Source organism: Longimicrobiaceae bacterium, assembly GCA_036375715.1.
Lineage (GTDB): Bacteria > Gemmatimonadota > Gemmatimonadetes > Longimicrobiales > Longimicrobiaceae > DASVBS01.
Window position 1 is genome coordinate 240,020 of record DASVBS010000065.1, and the last position, 15,854, is coordinate 255,873.

Below are 15,854 nucleotides of genomic sequence, written 5' to 3' on the forward strand. Positions count from 1 at the left end.
CAGGATGACCGTGAACGGAGAAAGTGTGCGGGAGATCAGTTCCCCGGCCCGATTTCAGACCATAGAGCAGTTCATCCTGGAGCAGCAGAGCCGCTTTCCCGAGGCCACGGGGGCGTTCTCCAGGCTGATTCGGGACATCAGCCTCGCGGCCAAGATCGTGAGCCGGGACATTCGGCGTGCGGGGCTGCTGGACGTGACCGGCAGTACCGGGACGGTCAACGTGCAGGGGGAGGTACAACAGAAGCTCGACGCGATCGCGCACCAAGCGTTCGAGCGGGCGTTGCGGCTGGGAGGGGAGGTCTCCCTCCTGGTCTCGGAGGAAGCGGACGACCTGATCCCGCTCCAGCGCTCAGGTGACCGGAGCCCCTACGTCGTGCTGTTGGACCCGCTCGATGGCTCGTCCAACATCGACGTCAACATCTCGGTCGGCACCATCTTCAGCGTCTTCCGGCTTCCCGAGGGGGTGGGCGAGCCGGGAGAGCAGCACGCGCTACGACCCGGGCGGGAGCAGGTGGCTGCCGGCTACGTGGCCTACGGCTCGTCGACGATGCTCGTCTTCACCACCGGCGACGGAGTACACGGCTTCACCCTCGACCCTACGCTGGGGGAGTTTCTGCTGTCCCACCCGAACCTGCGCATCCCCGAGGAGGGACGGTACTACTCTATCGACGAGGGGAACTCGGAGTCTTTCAGCCCCGAGCTGAAGCGCCACGTAGCCTGGTTGCACAGCCCCGATCCCGACTCGGGTCAGCCCCACAAGACGCGCTACACCGGATCGTTCATCGCCGACTTTCATCGCAACCTGCTCGCCGGCGGACTCTACATGTACCCGGCCACGAAGCTTTACCCCGAGGGGAAGCTGAGGCTGATGTACGAGGCCAATCCGATGGCCATGATCGTCGAGCAGGCGGGGGGGAAGGCCTCCGACGGGCACCGTCGCATCCTGGACATCCAGCCGGAGTCCCTGCACCAGCGGACCCCGCTCTACATCGGGAGCCGCCAGATGGTCGAGCGGGTGGAAGAGGCGCTCCGCGGCGATCGCTGAGCGCCGCACCCAGCGCTAGGCGGACCCGCGCTTCTCCGACTCCGCCCTCAGCAGGCGCTCTTTGCGACTGCGGCCCCAGCGATAATCACCGGGAGAACCGTCCGCCCGCACGACCCGGTGACAGGGGACGAGCAGCGCCACCGGGTTCAGCGCGCAGGCGCTGCCCACCGCGCGCGCAGCCCCCGGGCTCCCCACGGCTTCGGCAACCTCGGCATAGGTCCGGGTTTCTCCCGCGGGAATCCTGCGCAACGCATCCCAGACGCGGAGCTGGAAGACCGTTCCGCGCAGGTCTACGGGGACGGCCAACCCGGGGTCCTCGCCGACGACGCGCCGTGCGACGGCTTCCGCCCACGCGCGCAACGATTCCTCGTCCCGTAGCAATCGGGCGCCGGGGAACTCATCGCGCAGCGCTCGCTCGAGCGCGTCATCCTCCTCGCCGAGCGACACCGCGCACACCCCTCGATCGGTCGCGCCGACGAGCAGCCGCCCGAGCGGCGAGTCGATCACGGTGAACCGGATCTCCAGCCCCACGCCGCCGCGGCGATAGCGGCCCGGCGTCATCCCCATACCCGCGATGGCGCTCTCGTAGAGGCAGCGGCTCGAGTTGAACCCGGCTTCGTAGGTGGCGCGTCCGACCCCGTATCCGCTGCGAGCCACCTCCTTGAAGCGCTCCAGCCGACGGGCCTTCTGGTAGGCGTGCGGCGTCAGACCCAGGCGGTTCTTGAAAATCCGCTGCAGGTGATAGGGGCTGATGCCTACCTCCCGGGCCAGGCGCTCCAGCGTGACATGCTCGTCGAGGTGCGACTCGATGAACTCGATCGCCCGGCGCACTGCCTCGTCGGTGGGCGCTCCCTCGGGACGAAGCGGGCGACAGCGGCGGCAGGGCCGGAAACCGGCACGAATCGCGTCTGCGGGCGTGAAGAAGCGCACGCTGCCGCGCTTCGGACGCCGCGCCGGGCACGAGGGACGGCAGAAGATCCCCGTCGTCCGCACCGCGTAGACAAACTTCCCGTCGTAGGCCCGATCCCGCTCCAGCACCGCCTGCCAGCAGACGGCCTCGTCGGGAAGGCTCGGTGATTGTGCAATAGCTTGCTGCATTCTCGGTCTCCTATGCGCGTCGGCTCGCTGACCACTTCGGGCCCGAAGATACCGGCCGCGCAATGGGCACGGCCATCCGAAGCTTGCGGTCAAAGTGCGATTGTCGGCCACCGGCGTATGCGGCGGCTCGCAGGAGGCGGCCCTCGGCCGATGCTTCAGTTGGACGCGCGCTGCGGTGGGCGCGTCCAGACGGAGACCACCTCCAGCACGTGGCGACGCTCGATGGGCCGCGAGATGTAGTCGACGAACCCGGCGCTCCGCGCCCGCCGATAGGTCCCGGCGGGCTGCGGTGCCAGCGACACGGCCAGCAGCGGAATCAAGTAGGTGTCGGCATTCGATTTGAAGTTCCGCACAGCGTCCCACCCGCAAGCTCCCGCCATGCCGATGTCCACCATCACGAGATCGGGATCGAGCTGGCGGGCTAGCGGCAGGGCCTCGCGGGGGCCTGACGCGTCGAAGATCTCATACCCACGCCCGCTCAGGATCGATCGGAAGATGGCCCGGCAGTGTGCCTCCCCGACCAGCAGAACCGTGGGAGAGTCGTCTCCCCGACGGGACGGACGGTTGGCGTGATCCCAGGCGGACGCGAAGAGCATCAACACCTCCGAAGCGGCAACACTGAACGAGGATACAAACCGGGAACGAAGACGGGAGCACTCTGATCCTGCTCGTCGGCCGTCGCGGGCGCGGCTGAGCACCGCCGAGCGAGTGCATCTCATCTTGGTCCCCAGGGTCGTTGCGGAACCCGTGCCGCACGGCGCCCGTAGTCACGGCAGACCCGGACGCAATTCAAGCATGCCCGCTCTTTGCTCGCCCAGGCCTGCCCGGTCGGCGCAGACGTCCGATCGAATCCACTTCTTCCGCCTTCAGCCCGGAGCCCCGATGCGCGTCGCGACCCTGCTTCTCCTGTGGCTCACCCTCAGCGTTCCGGCGTCCGCCCAGCAGGAGGAGGCGAACCTGCACTGGAACGAGCTGTCGGTGCAGGCGCACCTGGACGCTGAAGGCCGGCTCCACCTGCGCGAAGTCCAGGCAATCGAATTCGACGGCGCGTGGAACGGGGGGCAGCGTCGCTTCGACATCCGCCGTGGGCAGAAGCTCGTTCTCGACGGCATCACCCGTGTGGACCGGGCGAGCGGAGAGCGGTTCGAGCTGGTGGAAGTGGATGATGAGCCGGCGGAGATCGACCAGTTCGAATGGAGCGACAAAGAAATCGTGCGGTGGCGGAGTCGGCTGGAGACCGATCCGCCTTTCGACAACCAGGAACTCGTCTACGAGCTCCGCTACGTCCTCTGGCCGGTGTTGATGCGGGCCGAGGACGGTGGCTACCGCCTGGCCCACGACTTCGCGTTTCCTGACCGCAATGGCGTGATCGAGCGATTCCAGGTCGACCTCACCCTGGATCCGGCGTGGGAGAGTCCGTTCGGATCGCACATCCGGGAGACCGCGTCGGACCTTCCTCCGGACCGCGGCTACAGCCTGGTGGTGCCGCTCCGGAACACGGCAGCGGACGCACCGCTGGCGGCGCCACCACCGGCGCCGGCATGGACGCGAACCGCGGTCATCGCCGGCGCCTTGCTCATACCCCTTCTGGTGCTGTTGGCGCTGCTTCGCCGAGGCCGCGATCTCGCGCGAGCCGCACCGCTGACCCCTCCCGAGGAGATCGACGCGGAGTGGCTGGAGCGGCACATCTTCGTCCATCCCCCTGAGATCGTGGGCACCGCCTGGGACCGGGCGGTGAGCGAAGCGGAGGTGGCCGCCCTGCTCGCCCGGCTGGTGGAAGAGGGGAAGCTTTCGAGCCGGGTGGAGCCGGACGAGAAGGGAGAACCGGTGCTGCACCTCCGCCGAATTGCACCCCTCGACGCCTTCGCGCCGCACGAACGTGACCTGCTGGAGGCTCTGTTCGTCGATGATAGCGAGGAGACGAGCACCACCGCCGTCCGCGAGCATTACCAGGACAAGGGGTTCGACCCGGCGGCAAAGATCAGGAAAGCGCTGGAAGAGCGCCTGGAGGGGCTCCCGGGACCCGGCAGAGTTCCCAGACGGGTGCTAGGCGGTGCTGGTTTGTTCCTGGCGGGGATTGCCCTGACCCTGGTGGTGCCCGATCGGCCCGGTCGTTGGCCAGTGGTGGTTGTGTGCCTCGCCGCGGCGGTGCTCTCCGCCGCATTGGCCACTCTGCTGGCCGGCCAGCTCGCCCGCCGGGTCACACACCGGGGAGGGGTAATGGTGGGGACGGTTCTGGCGCTCGGGGCGCCGGCCGCCCTGCTGGTCCTGCTCGCGAACGGACCGCTGGCGCGGGAGGAGGTAGCCGCGTTCTACCGTCCGGGGGCCGGACTCCTGCTTGCTCTCCTCGTCGTACTTGCGGGGGTGGGAATGCTCGCGAGTGCCTTCGCGCAGCCGACCGAAACGGTCGAGCGGCTCGGATTTCGCCGGCGGCTCGTCTCGGCCCGCAGGTTCTTTCTGGCGGAGCTCGAGCGACCGGAGCCGCGTCTGCGCGACGCGTGGTTCCCGTACCTGCTGGCCTTCGGGTTGGGTGAGCAGGTGGACCGGTGGGTCCGCGCCTTCGGGAAAGAGGGTGGAAAGGGGACGACGGCTGCCCTCGCAGGGGCGGCGGGCGCGGCTTCCGGGGGTCGCCCGGCTAGCTCGAGCTCCGGATGGACCGGCGGAGGGCCACAGTTCGGGGGCGGTAGCTTTGCCGGGGGTGGGGCCGGCGGTGGGTGGGGTGTGGCGGCCGCCGGAATGGCGGCGGGCGTCTCGGCGCCCGGGTCGACGGGCGGAGGGGGGACGGGGGTCTCCGTCTCCGGCGGAGGTGGGGGTGGAGGTTGGTGAGGATGGGCATCTCCGCCGGAGACGGAGACCCCCGTGGGCATCGACAGACTTGCGAGATGGTCGATTGCCCTTGATCTTTCGGCGTACATAGCCGCCGCAATCGCGGAGGCGCGGAATCAATGCTGCTCAGAGCAAACCCGTCGAAAGGCGGGGACGCAGAGCTACGGGGCTACCGCGGCATCAGCCGTCACGCTCGCCGGGCCGCCAGCAACGGATGCCATCCGTGCTGGCGGCCTTTTTTTCCACCAGTACGAGGAGTGTGGAAGATGCAACGTCTCGTCTCGGTCGGAGCTGCCATACTGCTGACCGCTGGGCTCACCAGCGCGTGCGCTACCAAGGGGCAGCTACGCCGCCTCCAGGCGGAGCAGCAGGCGGCGCTTCAGCAGGAGCGGGAAGAGCGGCTCGCCGCTGAAGAGGAGTTGCGGGCGACGCTCAATGCCCTCGACAGCGATGTCGAGGCGCTACGAGCAGACATCGAGCAGCTTCGCACTGAGTTCGGTGCCCAGATCACCGCGCTCGAGGGGAAGCTCCGGTTCGCAATGCCGATCCACTTCGGCTTCGATGAGGCGGAGGTCGCGGCGGAAGACCAGGAGATGCTCAACCGCTTCGCGAGCGTCGTGCGCGAGCACTACGGGGCCTCGTACCTCACCATCGAAGGCTTCGCCGACCCCGCCGGCCCGGAGGAGTACAACAAGCGGCTCTCCGAGCGCCGCGCCGAGGCGGTCCAGGAGTATCTCGTACAGCAGGGGCTGCCGGAGGATCGTCTGCGCACCGTGGGCTACGGTGAGTCGCGGCCGGTGGTGCCGGGCGCTGCCGCCTCGACCCCGGGCGCCGAACTCAACCGCCGCGTGGTCTTCGTGATCGAAGGTCCGGTGAACGACGTGCTGCCGGAGGCTGGGCAGCCCGTCGGCGCCGAATCGACCTGATCTGCCAGACCGCTCTGGCGCGCGAAGTCGAATCCCCGGGGCGCAATCCGGCGCCCCGGGGATCTTTTGATGCGGGCGCTTCCCCTGCCTCGCTTCTCACGCGTCCCACGGCACGCTTGGTGCACGCTCCACCCCCCTCGAAGTCGCGCCGGGCCAGGAGCTTATGGCGCGATTCGCCCCTCCGGAAAGGAGACCGCCATGTGCACCGCAACTCGCTCCTGGGGCCGCGGACTTCGTGTCGCGGCTATCGTAGTCGTCGTCGTGCTCACCGCGGCGTGCGCCTCGGCGCGGCGCGGCGAGGGCGGAGAGCCCTCCGTCGAAGTCCGGGTCAGTAACAACATGGTGCCAGCGCTGACCGTCTCCATCCTGGCCGCGACCGAGGGAACCACGCCGGTGCGGCTCGGCACCCTGGTATCCGGAGCCGAACAGACCTTCACCTATAGACCCACAGTGACCACCGGTACCTTCCGCCTCGTCGCTGACCGGCCCGGCCCGGGAGGCGCCCTCGTCTCCGAGCCGATCCCGCTACCGCAATCGGGGACGATGACGGTGGAGTGGGAGTTACAGAACAACAATGTCGTGGTGCGGTGAGGGAGGGAGGTTATCCGTTATCCGTTATCCGTTATCCGTTGTCCGTTGTCCGTTGTCCGTTGTCCGTTGTCCGTTGTCCGTTGTCCGTTGCGAGCGGATAAAACGATAGGGCTTGAATGCCAGGACATCTTGACCGTAGTGCTTCCCGCGCTTGTTGTGCTCTCGGAACGAAAACAGACGGACGGAGTGTCGACGAAGTCCTGGCACTCAACGGATAACGGATAACGTACAACGGATAACCACTCAGCTTGCACCTGGCTTCGGAATCCGCACATAGAACGTCGTCCCCTTTCCGGGGGCGCTGTCCACGTCGATCCTCCCACCCAGTTGCTGCACGACCTCCCGGGCGTGTGCCAGGCCGAGCCCCGTGCCGCCCCGCTTTCCGGCGGTGAATCCGCGCTCGAAGAGCTTCCCCAGGTGCTCCGGCGGAATTCCGCTGCCCGTGTCGCTGACACTGAACACCACCTGTGCGCTGTCCTCCGCGGCCGCCACAGCGACTTCCCCTCCCTGTTCCGGCAGCGCCTCGACGGCGTTCTTCACCAGATTGGACAGCACGGAGAGGAACTCGCGGCGGTCGACGTGCACCATCCCCTGGTATCCCCCACGGTGGTCCCGGTAGCGCACCGACTCCTCGCGAAAGTGGCCTGCGGTCAGCTCGCGCAGCTCATCCAGCAGCCGATCGACCCCGACCAGTTCCCTTGCCTCGAGCGCCTCACCGCGCAGCCTCGCCATCAGCTGCTCGATTTGCGCGAGGCCGTTCTCCGCGGTGTCGTGGATGATGTCGATGAAGCGCAGGGTGCGCTGTGGATCCCTGCCTTCGGTGGTCATCCAGGTGCGCAGGAGCTGGGCGGCGTTGCGGATGGTCGCCAGCGGGCTGCGCAGGTTGTGCGAGAGTGTCCCCAGCTCGTGCCCCATCTGGCTCAGTCGGCCGGCCAGCCCCACCTCCGATACCAGCAACACGTTCGTCTGCCGCATTCGCTCGATCCCCGCTTCCGCAATGGTCGAAGCCATCTCCAGCGGGGCGATGCGACGCAGATAGTCGAACGAATCCTGGTCCAGGAGCCCGAGCCGGGTGGGTTCGGAGGCCGTTGCCCGCGCCGAGCGCCGATTGGCGTCGTAGAGCGCCAGCTCTCCGAAGAAGTCCCCCGGCTGGATGACCGCCAGCAGCTCCTCGTGTCCGTCGGGGAGCGCCTTGGTGATCCGGACCGAGCCGCTGGCGACGAGATAGCAATAGTCCGGATCGTCGCCCTCGTCGAAGATGATGTCGCCGGTCTGATAGGAGCGGCGCTTCCGCACCAGGCGCTCGATGTCTAGCAGATCGCGTGGAATTCCTCGGAAGAGCCGGTTGCGAACGTACGGGACCTGGCGTGGTCGACTCATTTCGGCTGCGGTGGGAGGTGTGTGCTCAGGGTGAGGTGCGGGTGCGTTTCGTGTCAATGGCGGAGGATAGCGTACGCTCGCGCATGCGCTGTCAGCCGGCGATCAGGTAGAACCCGCCGCGCCCCTTCGCGGCCTGCACTCGCGGTACCGCCGCTCTCGTGCACACGAATCCGTAGCGGCGGTGCGGCGCCGGTCCGAGAAACGTTTGCGCGGCTTCGGGGACACGAGGTACGATGGAGCTGTCCGCGCCCGACGGTGCGGCGATCTTCCGCCTCCCGCCGGTTGGCGCGCACCACCCTCAGCCAGGACGATCGTGCCGCCAGCAACCCTTCTCACGGTTCAGGTGATCTTCCGCGCGATCCCCACGGCGCTACTTGCCGCCGCGGCGCTCATCACACCGGCAAGCGCTCAGAGCCCGCCGCGCCTTCCGGAACCCGAGATCCGGTACCCCTTCGTCTGCACCACTGCCCGGAACGGCCTCGGGCAACCGATCGTGGACAACCAGAGTGGCCACGGCATCCCGGTGGCGCGCGAAGACTCCGCCGGACGATACCCGATGGACGACCGCGGATATCCGACCGACGAGGCGGACATCGTCGGATGGAGCCGCGACTGCGAGGCCAAAACCCGAGTCGACTACCTCTACCGGACCCGCGACGGGTGGGAGTGGGTGGAATCGCCGGAGGCCGTTCCCTCCGAAGGGGTGGTGACCACTGTCACCACGGAGGGAGACACAGTTCCGCTCATCGTGCGCCTGGAGCGTGGAACGATCGATCGCTTCATGCACTCGGTCGCCATGCTCGCGCCCCGCTCCGAGCATGCGTCCTCCGCGCCCGACCTGTCCCTCTGGAACAAGCGCCTGCTCTTCAGCCTGCAGGGGGGCGTGGGGATCGGACACAGCCAGGGGGTCTGGTCGCAGAACGCGGCACTCTACGAACCCGCGCTGCGCGTCGGTTACGCGGTGGTCAGCTCGACGGGACTGCGCACCAACACACACTACAATCTGATCCGGGGTGGACACACCGCCGTCCTGCTCAAGCGGCATTTCATCCGAAAATACGGGGAGCCGCTCTACACGGTGGCGCTAGGGGGGTCGGGAGGGGCCATCCAGCAGTACATCTACCAGCAGAATCACCCCGGACTCTTCGACGGAGGTGTGCCTCAGTACTCGTATCCCGACATGATCACGCAGACGATCCACATCGGGGATTGCGAGCTGCTGGAGCACTTCTTCGAGCGCACCGATGCGGCGAATCCGCGCTGGCGTGACGTGGAGGAGCGCGAGAAGGTCATCGGCCTGAACGCGGAGAGAGATCCGGTTCTGGATAGTGGTGAGCGCGAGCAGTTCGATGGCCTCTACCGGATGTACGCCCGTGTCGGCGTACCGACCCCGAACGGCTGGGATGGCGCCGAAGCGCTTCCGCTCACCGAGTGCCGACCGGGATGGTTCGGCCTCACGCCTCTGGCGATGAACGCCCGCGCGACCAACGTGGAGGACATCGATAAGCTGGCGGAAGGGGCCGACTCGGTGCACTGGACACACTGGGACGACGCGCGGGAGGTGTATGGCGTCGACGCACAGGGCTGGGCGCGCCAGACGTGGGACAACGAAGGCGTTCAATACGGGCTGGAGGCGCTCAAGGAAGGCAGCATCACCCCGGACGAGTTCCTGCGCCTGAACGCGCTGGTCGGAGGCTGGAAGCACGCTTCCGAGATGGTCCCGGAGGGATGCCCCCACGACCTCTCCCACTGCGACGATCCGGCGGAGTTCGACCCCTGGAGTGCACGGCAGATGAACCTGAGCCCCGACCGCGAGAGGCCCGCGCCGCGCACCCGCGGTGACACGATCGCGATCCGGAACGCCTTCGAGCGCGGTCACGTGTTCCTCGGTCGGGTGAACATCCCGCTGATCGACTGGCGTCACTATCTCGAGCACCAGCTGGACATGCACAATGCCGTGCAGTCGTTCGTGTCGCGGCAGCGCATCATCGAGGCGATGGGGCACCACCATAACCAGCTGATCTGGTTCACCGACGCTCGGCCCGGGGAGCCGCGAGTCGACCATACCATGGAGGCGCTGGACGTTCTGCACGAATGGATCATGAACATTCGCGCGAACCCTGGCGGAGGTGTTGCAGGGAATCGCCCGGCGCGGGCCGTTGACCGGTGCTGGAATTCCGACGGGTCGCTGATCGCGGAAGGTGACGACGTCTGGGCGGGGATCCTCCACGACGCACCACCCGGACCGTGCACGCGGGCCTTTCCGTTGCATTCCACCTCGCGCATCCGCGCTGGTGGGCCGCTACGCGGGGATGTCTTCAAGTGCCCGCTCATCGAGGTGAAGGAGGCGGTGGAGCGGGGCATGTACGCCCCCTGGCAGCCGTCGGAGGGCCAGATGGCGAGGCTGGAAGAGATCTTCCCGACAGGAGTCTGTGCCTACGGGAGACAGCCTTGAGCCGCCCGGACATTGTGCGGGGCGGGCGGCCAGCCGAAACTAATGCAGGAGAACACCGGCCATTCCTTCGGACGGGGTACGGCGGAACGCGGGCAGGCACGCAGCCGTCGTCGAACGTCGAGGTTCGAAGCTGTGGGTACGAAGATACTCGTTACGGACGACGACGCCGCAACGCGGAAGCTCTATCGCGAGATCATGGAGTTCCGCCGGTTTGCCGTCGAGGAGGCGAGCACGGGGGACGAGTGCATCCGGATCGCGCGGCGCTCACGACCGCACCTGGTGATCCTCGACCTCAATATGCCGGTGCGGGACGGCTACAGCGCGGCACGTGAGCTGAAGGCGCACCCGCTCACCCGTGCGATCAAGATCGTGGCGGTCTCCGGCGCCTCCCGGGATTCGGAAACCGAGCGCGCCATGGACGCCGGCTGTGACGCCGTGCTTCACAAGCCCGTTTCTCCGCGCGACCTGCTGCGCGTGGTGGACGGCCTGCTGAAGGCCGCTCGCGCCGATCGCATCCGCGAGGCGACCGAGCTGCAGCGCCAGACCTCTTCCGGACTCATCCGCAGCAACTTCCCCGACTTGCGAGCCCTATGGGCGCTTGGTGCGGACGCCAGCGATACGCAGATCCGCCAGCTCATGCAGGGCACCAACGTGACCATCTGCTCCTTCTGCTCCCGCGCACGCTTCCCCAACGAGTGGCGGGTGATCTCACCCGAAGCGCTCGAATTCTTCGCCAGCTGGACCACCCTCTCCCACGCCGTCTGCCCTGACTGCCTGGCGCGCGAGTACCCGGATCTGGCCGAGGCCAACGAGACCGAGTAAACGCGTAGAACAAGGCGGGCGACCTGGAGCCGAGCCTGACACTCGCCGGCTCCTATCGTTGTCGCAACCCTGTGCGACGAGCGCCCAACCGGTTAGCGCGGCCGCTTCGTGGTAATGATGATCACCCCGTTGGCGCCGCGACTCCCGTAGATCGCGGTGCTGCTGGCGTCCTTCAGCACGTCGATTCGCTCGATGTCGTACGGGTTCAACCAGCCGAGACCGCTTCCCGCCCCGAAGAGGTGCACTGGCATCCCATCCACGATCACCAGCGGCTCGTTGCTGCTGAGAATCGAGCTGATCCCGCGGATACGCATGGAATACCCTTGGCCGGTCCGGATCACCTCCAGCCCCGGGATACGGTTCTCCAGCAGCTCCTCCACGCGGGAGGCCCGCAGGTTCTCGATGTCCTCCGTCCGCACCGTGGCGGTCGAGCCCGTCACGTCAGCGGCGCTCTGCACGCCGTACCCGTAGTTCACGACCTGCTCCTCCTCCTCCTGATCGGGCAGAAGCCGAGCATCGTGATCGGAAAGCCTCGGCCCGCAGGCAGCCGCAGCGGCGAGACAAGCCACGGCGACGGCCCGACCCAGGGTGCTGGTGCCCACCTTCATCGAAACCTCCTCCCGCTCATTCGTTACTGCCGGCGCCGCAATGGGCGCCATGCACCGGGGGGCGACTCCCCCAGCCGCCCTCCGCGCTGTTGTTGTAAGCGTTTGTGAACGCACGACCTAGTCCGCACGCACCCGAACCGCGTGCAGACCAGGCTCTGGTTGGGATCTGTTCGATGCGGGCGCGGATGGTCCGGGCAAGCGATGGAAACGAGCGGCAGCGACGGGGTGAGGCCGTAGCCACCCGGCAACGGTCCGGAGTTGTTCGATGCACGAGCGCCGCGGGCAGGCCAGGGGCGAACGGGCGGCGACGAGGGGATCGACCCGCGGCCAGCCGCAGCGGCGTGGCCCTCAGCGCGCGATGGCCAGGATTCCGGCGATCTCCTCCTCGGTCAGTTCGACCGGGTTCCCCTTCATGCTGCTCGCGCGCAACGCCCTGGGGATCACTGCTCGCGAGATCTCCTCGTCGACGCCGTAGGTGCCCAGGCGGGGCACACCCAGCGCCTCCACCAACGCTGCGACCCACTCCGCAGCCTCCTCCGCCCGGGCGCTCTCGCGCCCCGTGAGGATGCGGGCCACCTCCTCGTACCGCGCCAGTGCGGGCGACCCCGGTGCATGTGCACGCAGGGCGCGCAGATTCGTCTCTATCACCGGTGGGAGGAGTCGGGCACAGGCGACGCCGTGCGGCACCGATGTCATCCCTCCGAGCGGACCTGCAATGCCGTGAACGGCCCCCAGCTTCGCGTTGGCCAGGGCAAGCCCGCCGCAGAGACTGGCGATCGACATGTCCCGCCGCGCCTCCCGATCGCCTCCGTCCTCGAAGGCGCGCTGGAGCGACCTGGCCGCCCGGCGCATTCCCTCACGTGTGATCGCGTCGGTCAGCGGGTTGGCCTGGGGGGTGACGAACGGCTCGATGCACTGTGTGAGGGCGTCGAGCCCGGTACTGGCAGTGATGTCCGGAGGCAGCGAGTAGGTCAGCTCCGGGTCGACCAGGGCAACGACGGGGAGCATGCGCGGACTTCGCAGGCTCACCTTCACCCGTTGCTCCGGCACGCCCAAGACGGCGTTGCGGGTCACCTCCGCCCCCGTACCGGCGGTGGTGGGGACCGCCACAACGGGCAGCGGGTCGTCCGTGAGAGGCTTCCCCTGGCCCACGACCTCCAGGTATTGCCGGGGATTGCCGGGATTGGTAAGGAGTGCGGCGATCGCCTTGCCGGCGTCGATTACGCTGCCGCCGCCGATCGCCAACACCAGGTCGCACCCGTCCCGGCGCGCCAGCTCGACGCCGTCCTCCACCGTCTGCACCTCGGGTTCGCCCCTGATGGGCAGCTCGGACAGTCGGAGAGAGGATGATTCGAGCTCCGCGAGGAGAGCGCGGAAGCGGTCGCCGCTGCCCCGCACGACCAGGGGGCGGCGCCCCAGACTCCGCGTGATTTCGGGCAGTTCACGCGCTCGCCCCTCGCCGAACAGGATCCGCCCGGCCGTGGCGAACTCGAATCTCATCGCGGCAACTCCCAGCCCTCGGGATCAGGAAATAGCGCCGTGAACTTGACGCTGCGCCTCGGCTCCGCCATCATCTGCTCCACCGTGTCCCGCCAGGTAGCATAGTGTGCCGTCGCCTTGTGGCGTGCGGGATCCTCGGGGGTGCGGTAGATTTCCTGCAGTACGAAGCGCGTGGGGTCGTCCTCCTGCTGGACGACGTCGAATCGGACGACACCGGGTTCGCGGACGCTCTGGCGAGCGTTCTCCAGGGTGGCTCGTCGAAAGTCCTCTACCGATTCCGGTTTCACCCGGACGTGTACGTGGACGATGAGCATGGAACTGTTCTCCCGGTAACGGGTTGGAGATGGTAGGTGGAAAGCGCGTACGGCGCAGTGCTCTATGAGTATACGCCTACGCCCCCCACTTGACATCGCCGAGGGAATTCGGCACAGTTTATGAACCCTTCAACGCAGGACTCTCAGATTTGAAGCAACTGCTTGTCGCACTGTTTCTACTGATCGCTGCCCCGGCCGTGTCGGCCGAGGCGAGCGTCGTAGCACGTGAGGGCGAGCAGATTGATGCTTATATTTCCGCGGAAGAGGACCCCAACGCCGAGTCGGTGGGTTTGGTAATCGGCGTTGGTGGGCTGGAGCGGCTGCTCGAACTGAAGATGAGCACGCGCACGCGCCCACTGAGTGCCCTCGAGCAGTACTTCGGGCCTCAGAAGGTGCGACAGGCCAACTGGAAAGACTTCCAGGCGGCGCTGGATCGAGCGCAACGCGTTGCAATCGGGGGTGAGGCTACGCTTCGGCGCACAGACTCTCCGTTCGGGATCTATCTCCCGTTACAGGCGAATCCTCCGCCGTATCGCGCGTAGTCTCCTCCTGTGCAACGTTAGTCAGAGCGGGTGGCTTGCCCGCCAGGCCAGGAGTTTCGGGCCGGAGCGGGACTCTCGCTCGTCCATTCTTTTCAGAGTGGCGTTGCCCGCGAGGTTCATCGGCAGCAAGTGATCGCCCCAGCCGCTCCGGCGGTTGGTTCCTTTCCCCACCCCCGCGCCCCGGCGGCGCGGACCGGAGGTTCGAATGTTTAACAAGCTCGTAGCATCGCAGCCTCGAGGACGTCGCCAATGGTCGCCCACGACCATCGGTGTCTCTGTCGTGGTGCACGCGCTCCTGCTGGCCGGTGCCGTCTATGCCTCGGTCACCGCACCGGCTGAGGCAGCGGTGGAGGAGGAGGAGATTACGTTCTTCGAGATTCCGGAGGAGCCACCCGCGCCCGAGCCAACGACGCCGGAGCCGCCTCCGCCGGTACAGGAGACAACCGTTCCGCCGCCGCCGCAGGGATTCCAGGAGCTCGTCCCGCCGATCGAGCCGCCGGCGGTGATCCCGGAGGTCGACCCTACTCTGCCACCGGTCAATCCCGAGGACTTCAGCGGCATCGGTGAAGCTGGTGGTACCGCGGACGGTGTCGAAGGCGGCACCCCGCAGGACCTGTCGTTGGCCGACAGCCTCGCAACCCACGCGTTCGAAGTGGGCGTCCTGCAGCGTCCGCCAGAGCTCCGCAATAAGAATCAGGTGGCCAGCTACATGGAGCGCAACTACCCGCGGAATCTACAGGACGCGGGGATCGGCGGCACGGTCACCCTGCAGTTCGTGGTGGAGGCGGATGGCACTGTGAACCCCCAGACGGTCGAGGTTCTCAACGCCACCCACCCGCAGTTCGAGAGCGTTTCGCGCCAAGTCGTGGAGCGCTTCCGGTTCCGGCCGGGCATCTACCGGGACCAAGAGGTCCGGGTACTGGTGCGGATGCCGATTACCTGGCAACCGCAGCGCTGACGATCCCAGTAGCACGGCTCAGAGTTGAGCCGTACGGCTCGACGAGAGCTGAACACTCACACACCGACGGAGAACTACCATGCAGATGTCGTTGACGGAGCTCTGGGCGCACATGGGCTGGTTCGCCAGGGGCATCGCGTTCGTCCTGATCCTGATGAGCATCATCTCGCTTTCCGTTGCCGTGGCGAAACTGATCCGCTTCCGGCGGATGGCACGTGCGACCGCCCAGTTCGCCCCTCAGTTCTCCGCGGCATTGGAGGCCGAAGATGTGGGAACGGCCCTCGAGCTCACCGAGCAGTACGGCAAGTCCCATGTCGCGCGGGTTCTGGGTGAGTCGCTGCGCGAGGTAGCGCCCCTGCTGGACAACCCGGAGGTCGCCGGCGCGGCGATCACCTCCGCCGAACGCTCGATCGAGCGCGAGCAGATCCTGCTCGCGAACGAGCTCAAGTCGGGCCTGGGCGTGCTCGCGACGGTCGGCGCTACGGCACCGTTCGTGGGCCTGCTCGGTACCACCATGGGTATCGTGAACGCCTTCCAAGGAATGGCCACTTCGGGCGCGGGCCTCGAGGCGATTTCGGCCGGTATCGCCGAGGCGCTGATCACCACCGCGGTCGGTCTGCTCGTGGCGATTCCGGCGGTGTGGCTGTACAACTACTTCAGCTCCCGGCTGGAGACGCTCTTCTCCGAGCTGGCGTATGCTGGTCGTGAGATGATCGACTGGATGATGACGCGCGAGGCGCAGCGGGAGGCCCGGGGCGGTCGGCGCGCGGCGTTCGCTGGGGACTGAGC

The 15,854-nt window shown here is 67.3% G+C and carries 15 protein-coding genes and 1 riboswitch; of the genes, 9 read left to right on the plus strand and 6 right to left on the minus strand.

Translation table 11 applies throughout. The features are described from left to right. Positions 1 to 10 precede the first annotated feature (10 nt). Positions 11 to 1,045 carry a class 1 fructose-bisphosphatase gene (gene fbp / locus VF167_14460; GenBank protein HEX6926621.1) on the plus strand — a complete coding sequence of 345 codons (1,035 nt, stop codon included), beginning with the start codon at positions 11 to 13 and terminating at the stop codon, positions 1,043 to 1,045. 15 nt (positions 1,046 to 1,060) lie between these two features. Here the strand turns inward: fbp and ada are convergent, their stop codons facing one another. Then, the gene (ada, locus tag VF167_14465; protein HEX6926622.1) at positions 1,061 to 2,143 is read right to left on the minus strand and encodes a bifunctional DNA-binding transcriptional regulator/O6-methylguanine-DNA methyltransferase Ada; all 1,083 of its coding nucleotides are present in this window, start codon (positions 2,141 to 2,143) and stop codon (positions 1,061 to 1,063) included. Between the two features lie 155 nt (positions 2,144 to 2,298). Next, positions 2,299 to 2,739 (minus strand): response regulator, encoded by a 441-nt coding sequence (locus tag VF167_14470; protein HEX6926623.1) that lies wholly within the window; start codon positions 2,737 to 2,739, stop codon positions 2,299 to 2,301. A gap of 286 nt (positions 2,740 to 3,025) precedes the next feature. On the opposite strand from VF167_14470, the gene VF167_14475 reads away from it, so the two are divergent. The 3 genes from VF167_14475 to VF167_14485 all read left to right on the plus strand — a co-directional run bounded on the left by VF167_14475 (position 3,026) and on the right by VF167_14485 (position 6,486). Further along, entirely contained in the window at positions 3,026 to 4,969 is a 1,944-nt protein-coding gene (locus VF167_14475) for a hypothetical protein (GenBank protein HEX6926624.1), read from the plus strand. 120 nt (positions 4,970 to 5,089) lie between these two features. After that, a riboswitch (cyclic di-GMP riboswitch) is annotated at positions 5,090 to 5,178 on the plus strand. Positions 5,179 to 5,235: 57 nt separating this feature from the next. After that, on the plus strand, positions 5,236 to 5,895 hold the full coding sequence (locus tag VF167_14480) for an OmpA family protein (protein ID HEX6926625.1): 660 nt from the start codon (positions 5,236 to 5,238) through the stop codon (positions 5,893 to 5,895). Between the two features lie 198 nt (positions 5,896 to 6,093). Continuing rightward, positions 6,094 to 6,486 (plus strand): hypothetical protein, encoded by a 393-nt coding sequence (locus tag VF167_14485; GenBank protein ID HEX6926626.1) that lies wholly within the window; start codon positions 6,094 to 6,096, stop codon positions 6,484 to 6,486. Between the two features lie 243 nt (positions 6,487 to 6,729). Here the strand turns inward: VF167_14485 and VF167_14490 are convergent, their stop codons facing one another. After that, a complete protein-coding gene (locus VF167_14490; protein HEX6926627.1) occupies positions 6,730 to 7,866 on the minus strand; it encodes an ATP-binding protein in 1,137 nt (378 codons plus the stop codon). Between the two features lie 313 nt (positions 7,867 to 8,179). Here VF167_14490 and VF167_14495 point away from each other — a divergent pair, with 313 nt between their 5' ends. Together VF167_14495 and VF167_14500 are read left to right on the plus strand one after the other, a co-directional pair. After that, on the plus strand, positions 8,180 to 10,321 hold the full coding sequence (locus VF167_14495; protein HEX6926628.1) for a DUF6351 family protein: 2,142 nt from the start codon (positions 8,180 to 8,182) through the stop codon (positions 10,319 to 10,321). A gap of 132 nt (positions 10,322 to 10,453) precedes the next feature. After that, positions 10,454 to 11,143 (plus strand): response regulator, encoded by a 690-nt coding sequence (locus tag VF167_14500; GenBank protein ID HEX6926629.1) that lies wholly within the window; start codon positions 10,454 to 10,456, stop codon positions 11,141 to 11,143. Between the two features lie 92 nt (positions 11,144 to 11,235). Here VF167_14500 and VF167_14505 read toward each other — a convergent pair whose 3' ends face one another. From VF167_14505 to VF167_14515, 3 genes are all read right to left on the minus strand, one after another. Continuing rightward, positions 11,236 to 11,751, minus strand: a complete 516-nt coding sequence (locus tag VF167_14505) for a TonB-dependent receptor plug domain-containing protein (protein ID HEX6926630.1) — start codon at positions 11,749 to 11,751, stop codon at positions 11,236 to 11,238. Positions 11,752 to 12,099: 348 nt separating this feature from the next. Next, positions 12,100 to 13,251, minus strand: coding sequence for an iron-containing alcohol dehydrogenase (locus VF167_14510; GenBank protein HEX6926631.1), 1,152 nt, complete (start codon positions 13,249 to 13,251; stop codon positions 12,100 to 12,102). Continuing rightward, complete coding sequence (locus VF167_14515) at positions 13,248 to 13,565, minus strand: putative quinol monooxygenase (GenBank protein ID HEX6926632.1); 318 nt, start codon at positions 13,563 to 13,565, stop codon at positions 13,248 to 13,250. The genes VF167_14510 and VF167_14515 overlap by 4 nt, the downstream gene beginning before the upstream one ends. A gap of 149 nt (positions 13,566 to 13,714) precedes the next feature. On the opposite strand from VF167_14515, the gene VF167_14520 reads away from it, so the two are divergent. The 3 genes from VF167_14520 to VF167_14530 all read left to right on the plus strand — a co-directional run bounded on the left by VF167_14520 (position 13,715) and on the right by VF167_14530 (position 15,852). Beyond that, a complete protein-coding gene (locus VF167_14520; GenBank protein ID HEX6926633.1) occupies positions 13,715 to 14,107 on the plus strand; it encodes a hypothetical protein in 393 nt (130 codons plus the stop codon). Positions 14,108 to 14,312: 205 nt separating this feature from the next. Next, positions 14,313 to 15,065, plus strand: a complete 753-nt coding sequence (locus VF167_14525) for a TonB family protein (GenBank protein HEX6926634.1) — start codon at positions 14,313 to 14,315, stop codon at positions 15,063 to 15,065. A 79-nt stretch (positions 15,066 to 15,144) separates the two neighbouring features. Then, entirely contained in the window at positions 15,145 to 15,852 is a 708-nt protein-coding gene (locus VF167_14530; protein HEX6926635.1) for a MotA/TolQ/ExbB proton channel family protein, read from the plus strand. Positions 15,853 to 15,854 lie beyond the last annotated feature (2 nt).

What these genes read in the sequence shown, in the direction of transcription:
- ada (HEX6926622.1), bottom strand. Translation starts at nt 2,143, where the DNA reads ATGCAGCAAGCTATTGCACAATCACCGAGCCTTCCCGACGAGGCCGTC.
- VF167_14470 (HEX6926623.1), bottom strand. Translation starts at nt 2,739, where the DNA reads ATGCTCTTCGCGTCCGCCTGGGATCACGCCAACCGTCCGTCCCGTCGG.
- VF167_14475 (HEX6926624.1), top strand. Translation starts at nt 3,026, where the DNA reads ATGCGCGTCGCGACCCTGCTTCTCCTGTGGCTCACCCTCAGCGTTCCG.
- VF167_14480 (HEX6926625.1), top strand. Translation starts at nt 5,236, where the DNA reads ATGCAACGTCTCGTCTCGGTCGGAGCTGCCATACTGCTGACCGCTGGG.
- VF167_14485 (HEX6926626.1), top strand. Translation starts at nt 6,094, where the DNA reads ATGTGCACCGCAACTCGCTCCTGGGGCCGCGGACTTCGTGTCGCGGCT.
- VF167_14490 (HEX6926627.1), bottom strand. Translation starts at nt 7,866, where the DNA reads ATGAGTCGACCACGCCAGGTCCCGTACGTTCGCAACCGGCTCTTCCGA.
- VF167_14505 (HEX6926630.1), bottom strand. Translation starts at nt 11,751, where the DNA reads ATGAAGGTGGGCACCAGCACCCTGGGTCGGGCCGTCGCCGTGGCTTGT.
- VF167_14510 (HEX6926631.1), bottom strand. Translation starts at nt 13,251, where the DNA reads ATGAGATTCGAGTTCGCCACGGCCGGGCGGATCCTGTTCGGCGAGGGG.
- VF167_14515 (HEX6926632.1), bottom strand. Translation starts at nt 13,565, where the DNA reads ATGCTCATCGTCCACGTACACGTCCGGGTGAAACCGGAATCGGTAGAG.
- VF167_14525 (HEX6926634.1), top strand. Translation starts at nt 14,313, where the DNA reads ATGTTTAACAAGCTCGTAGCATCGCAGCCTCGAGGACGTCGCCAATGG.
- VF167_14530 (HEX6926635.1), top strand. Translation starts at nt 15,145, where the DNA reads ATGCAGATGTCGTTGACGGAGCTCTGGGCGCACATGGGCTGGTTCGCC.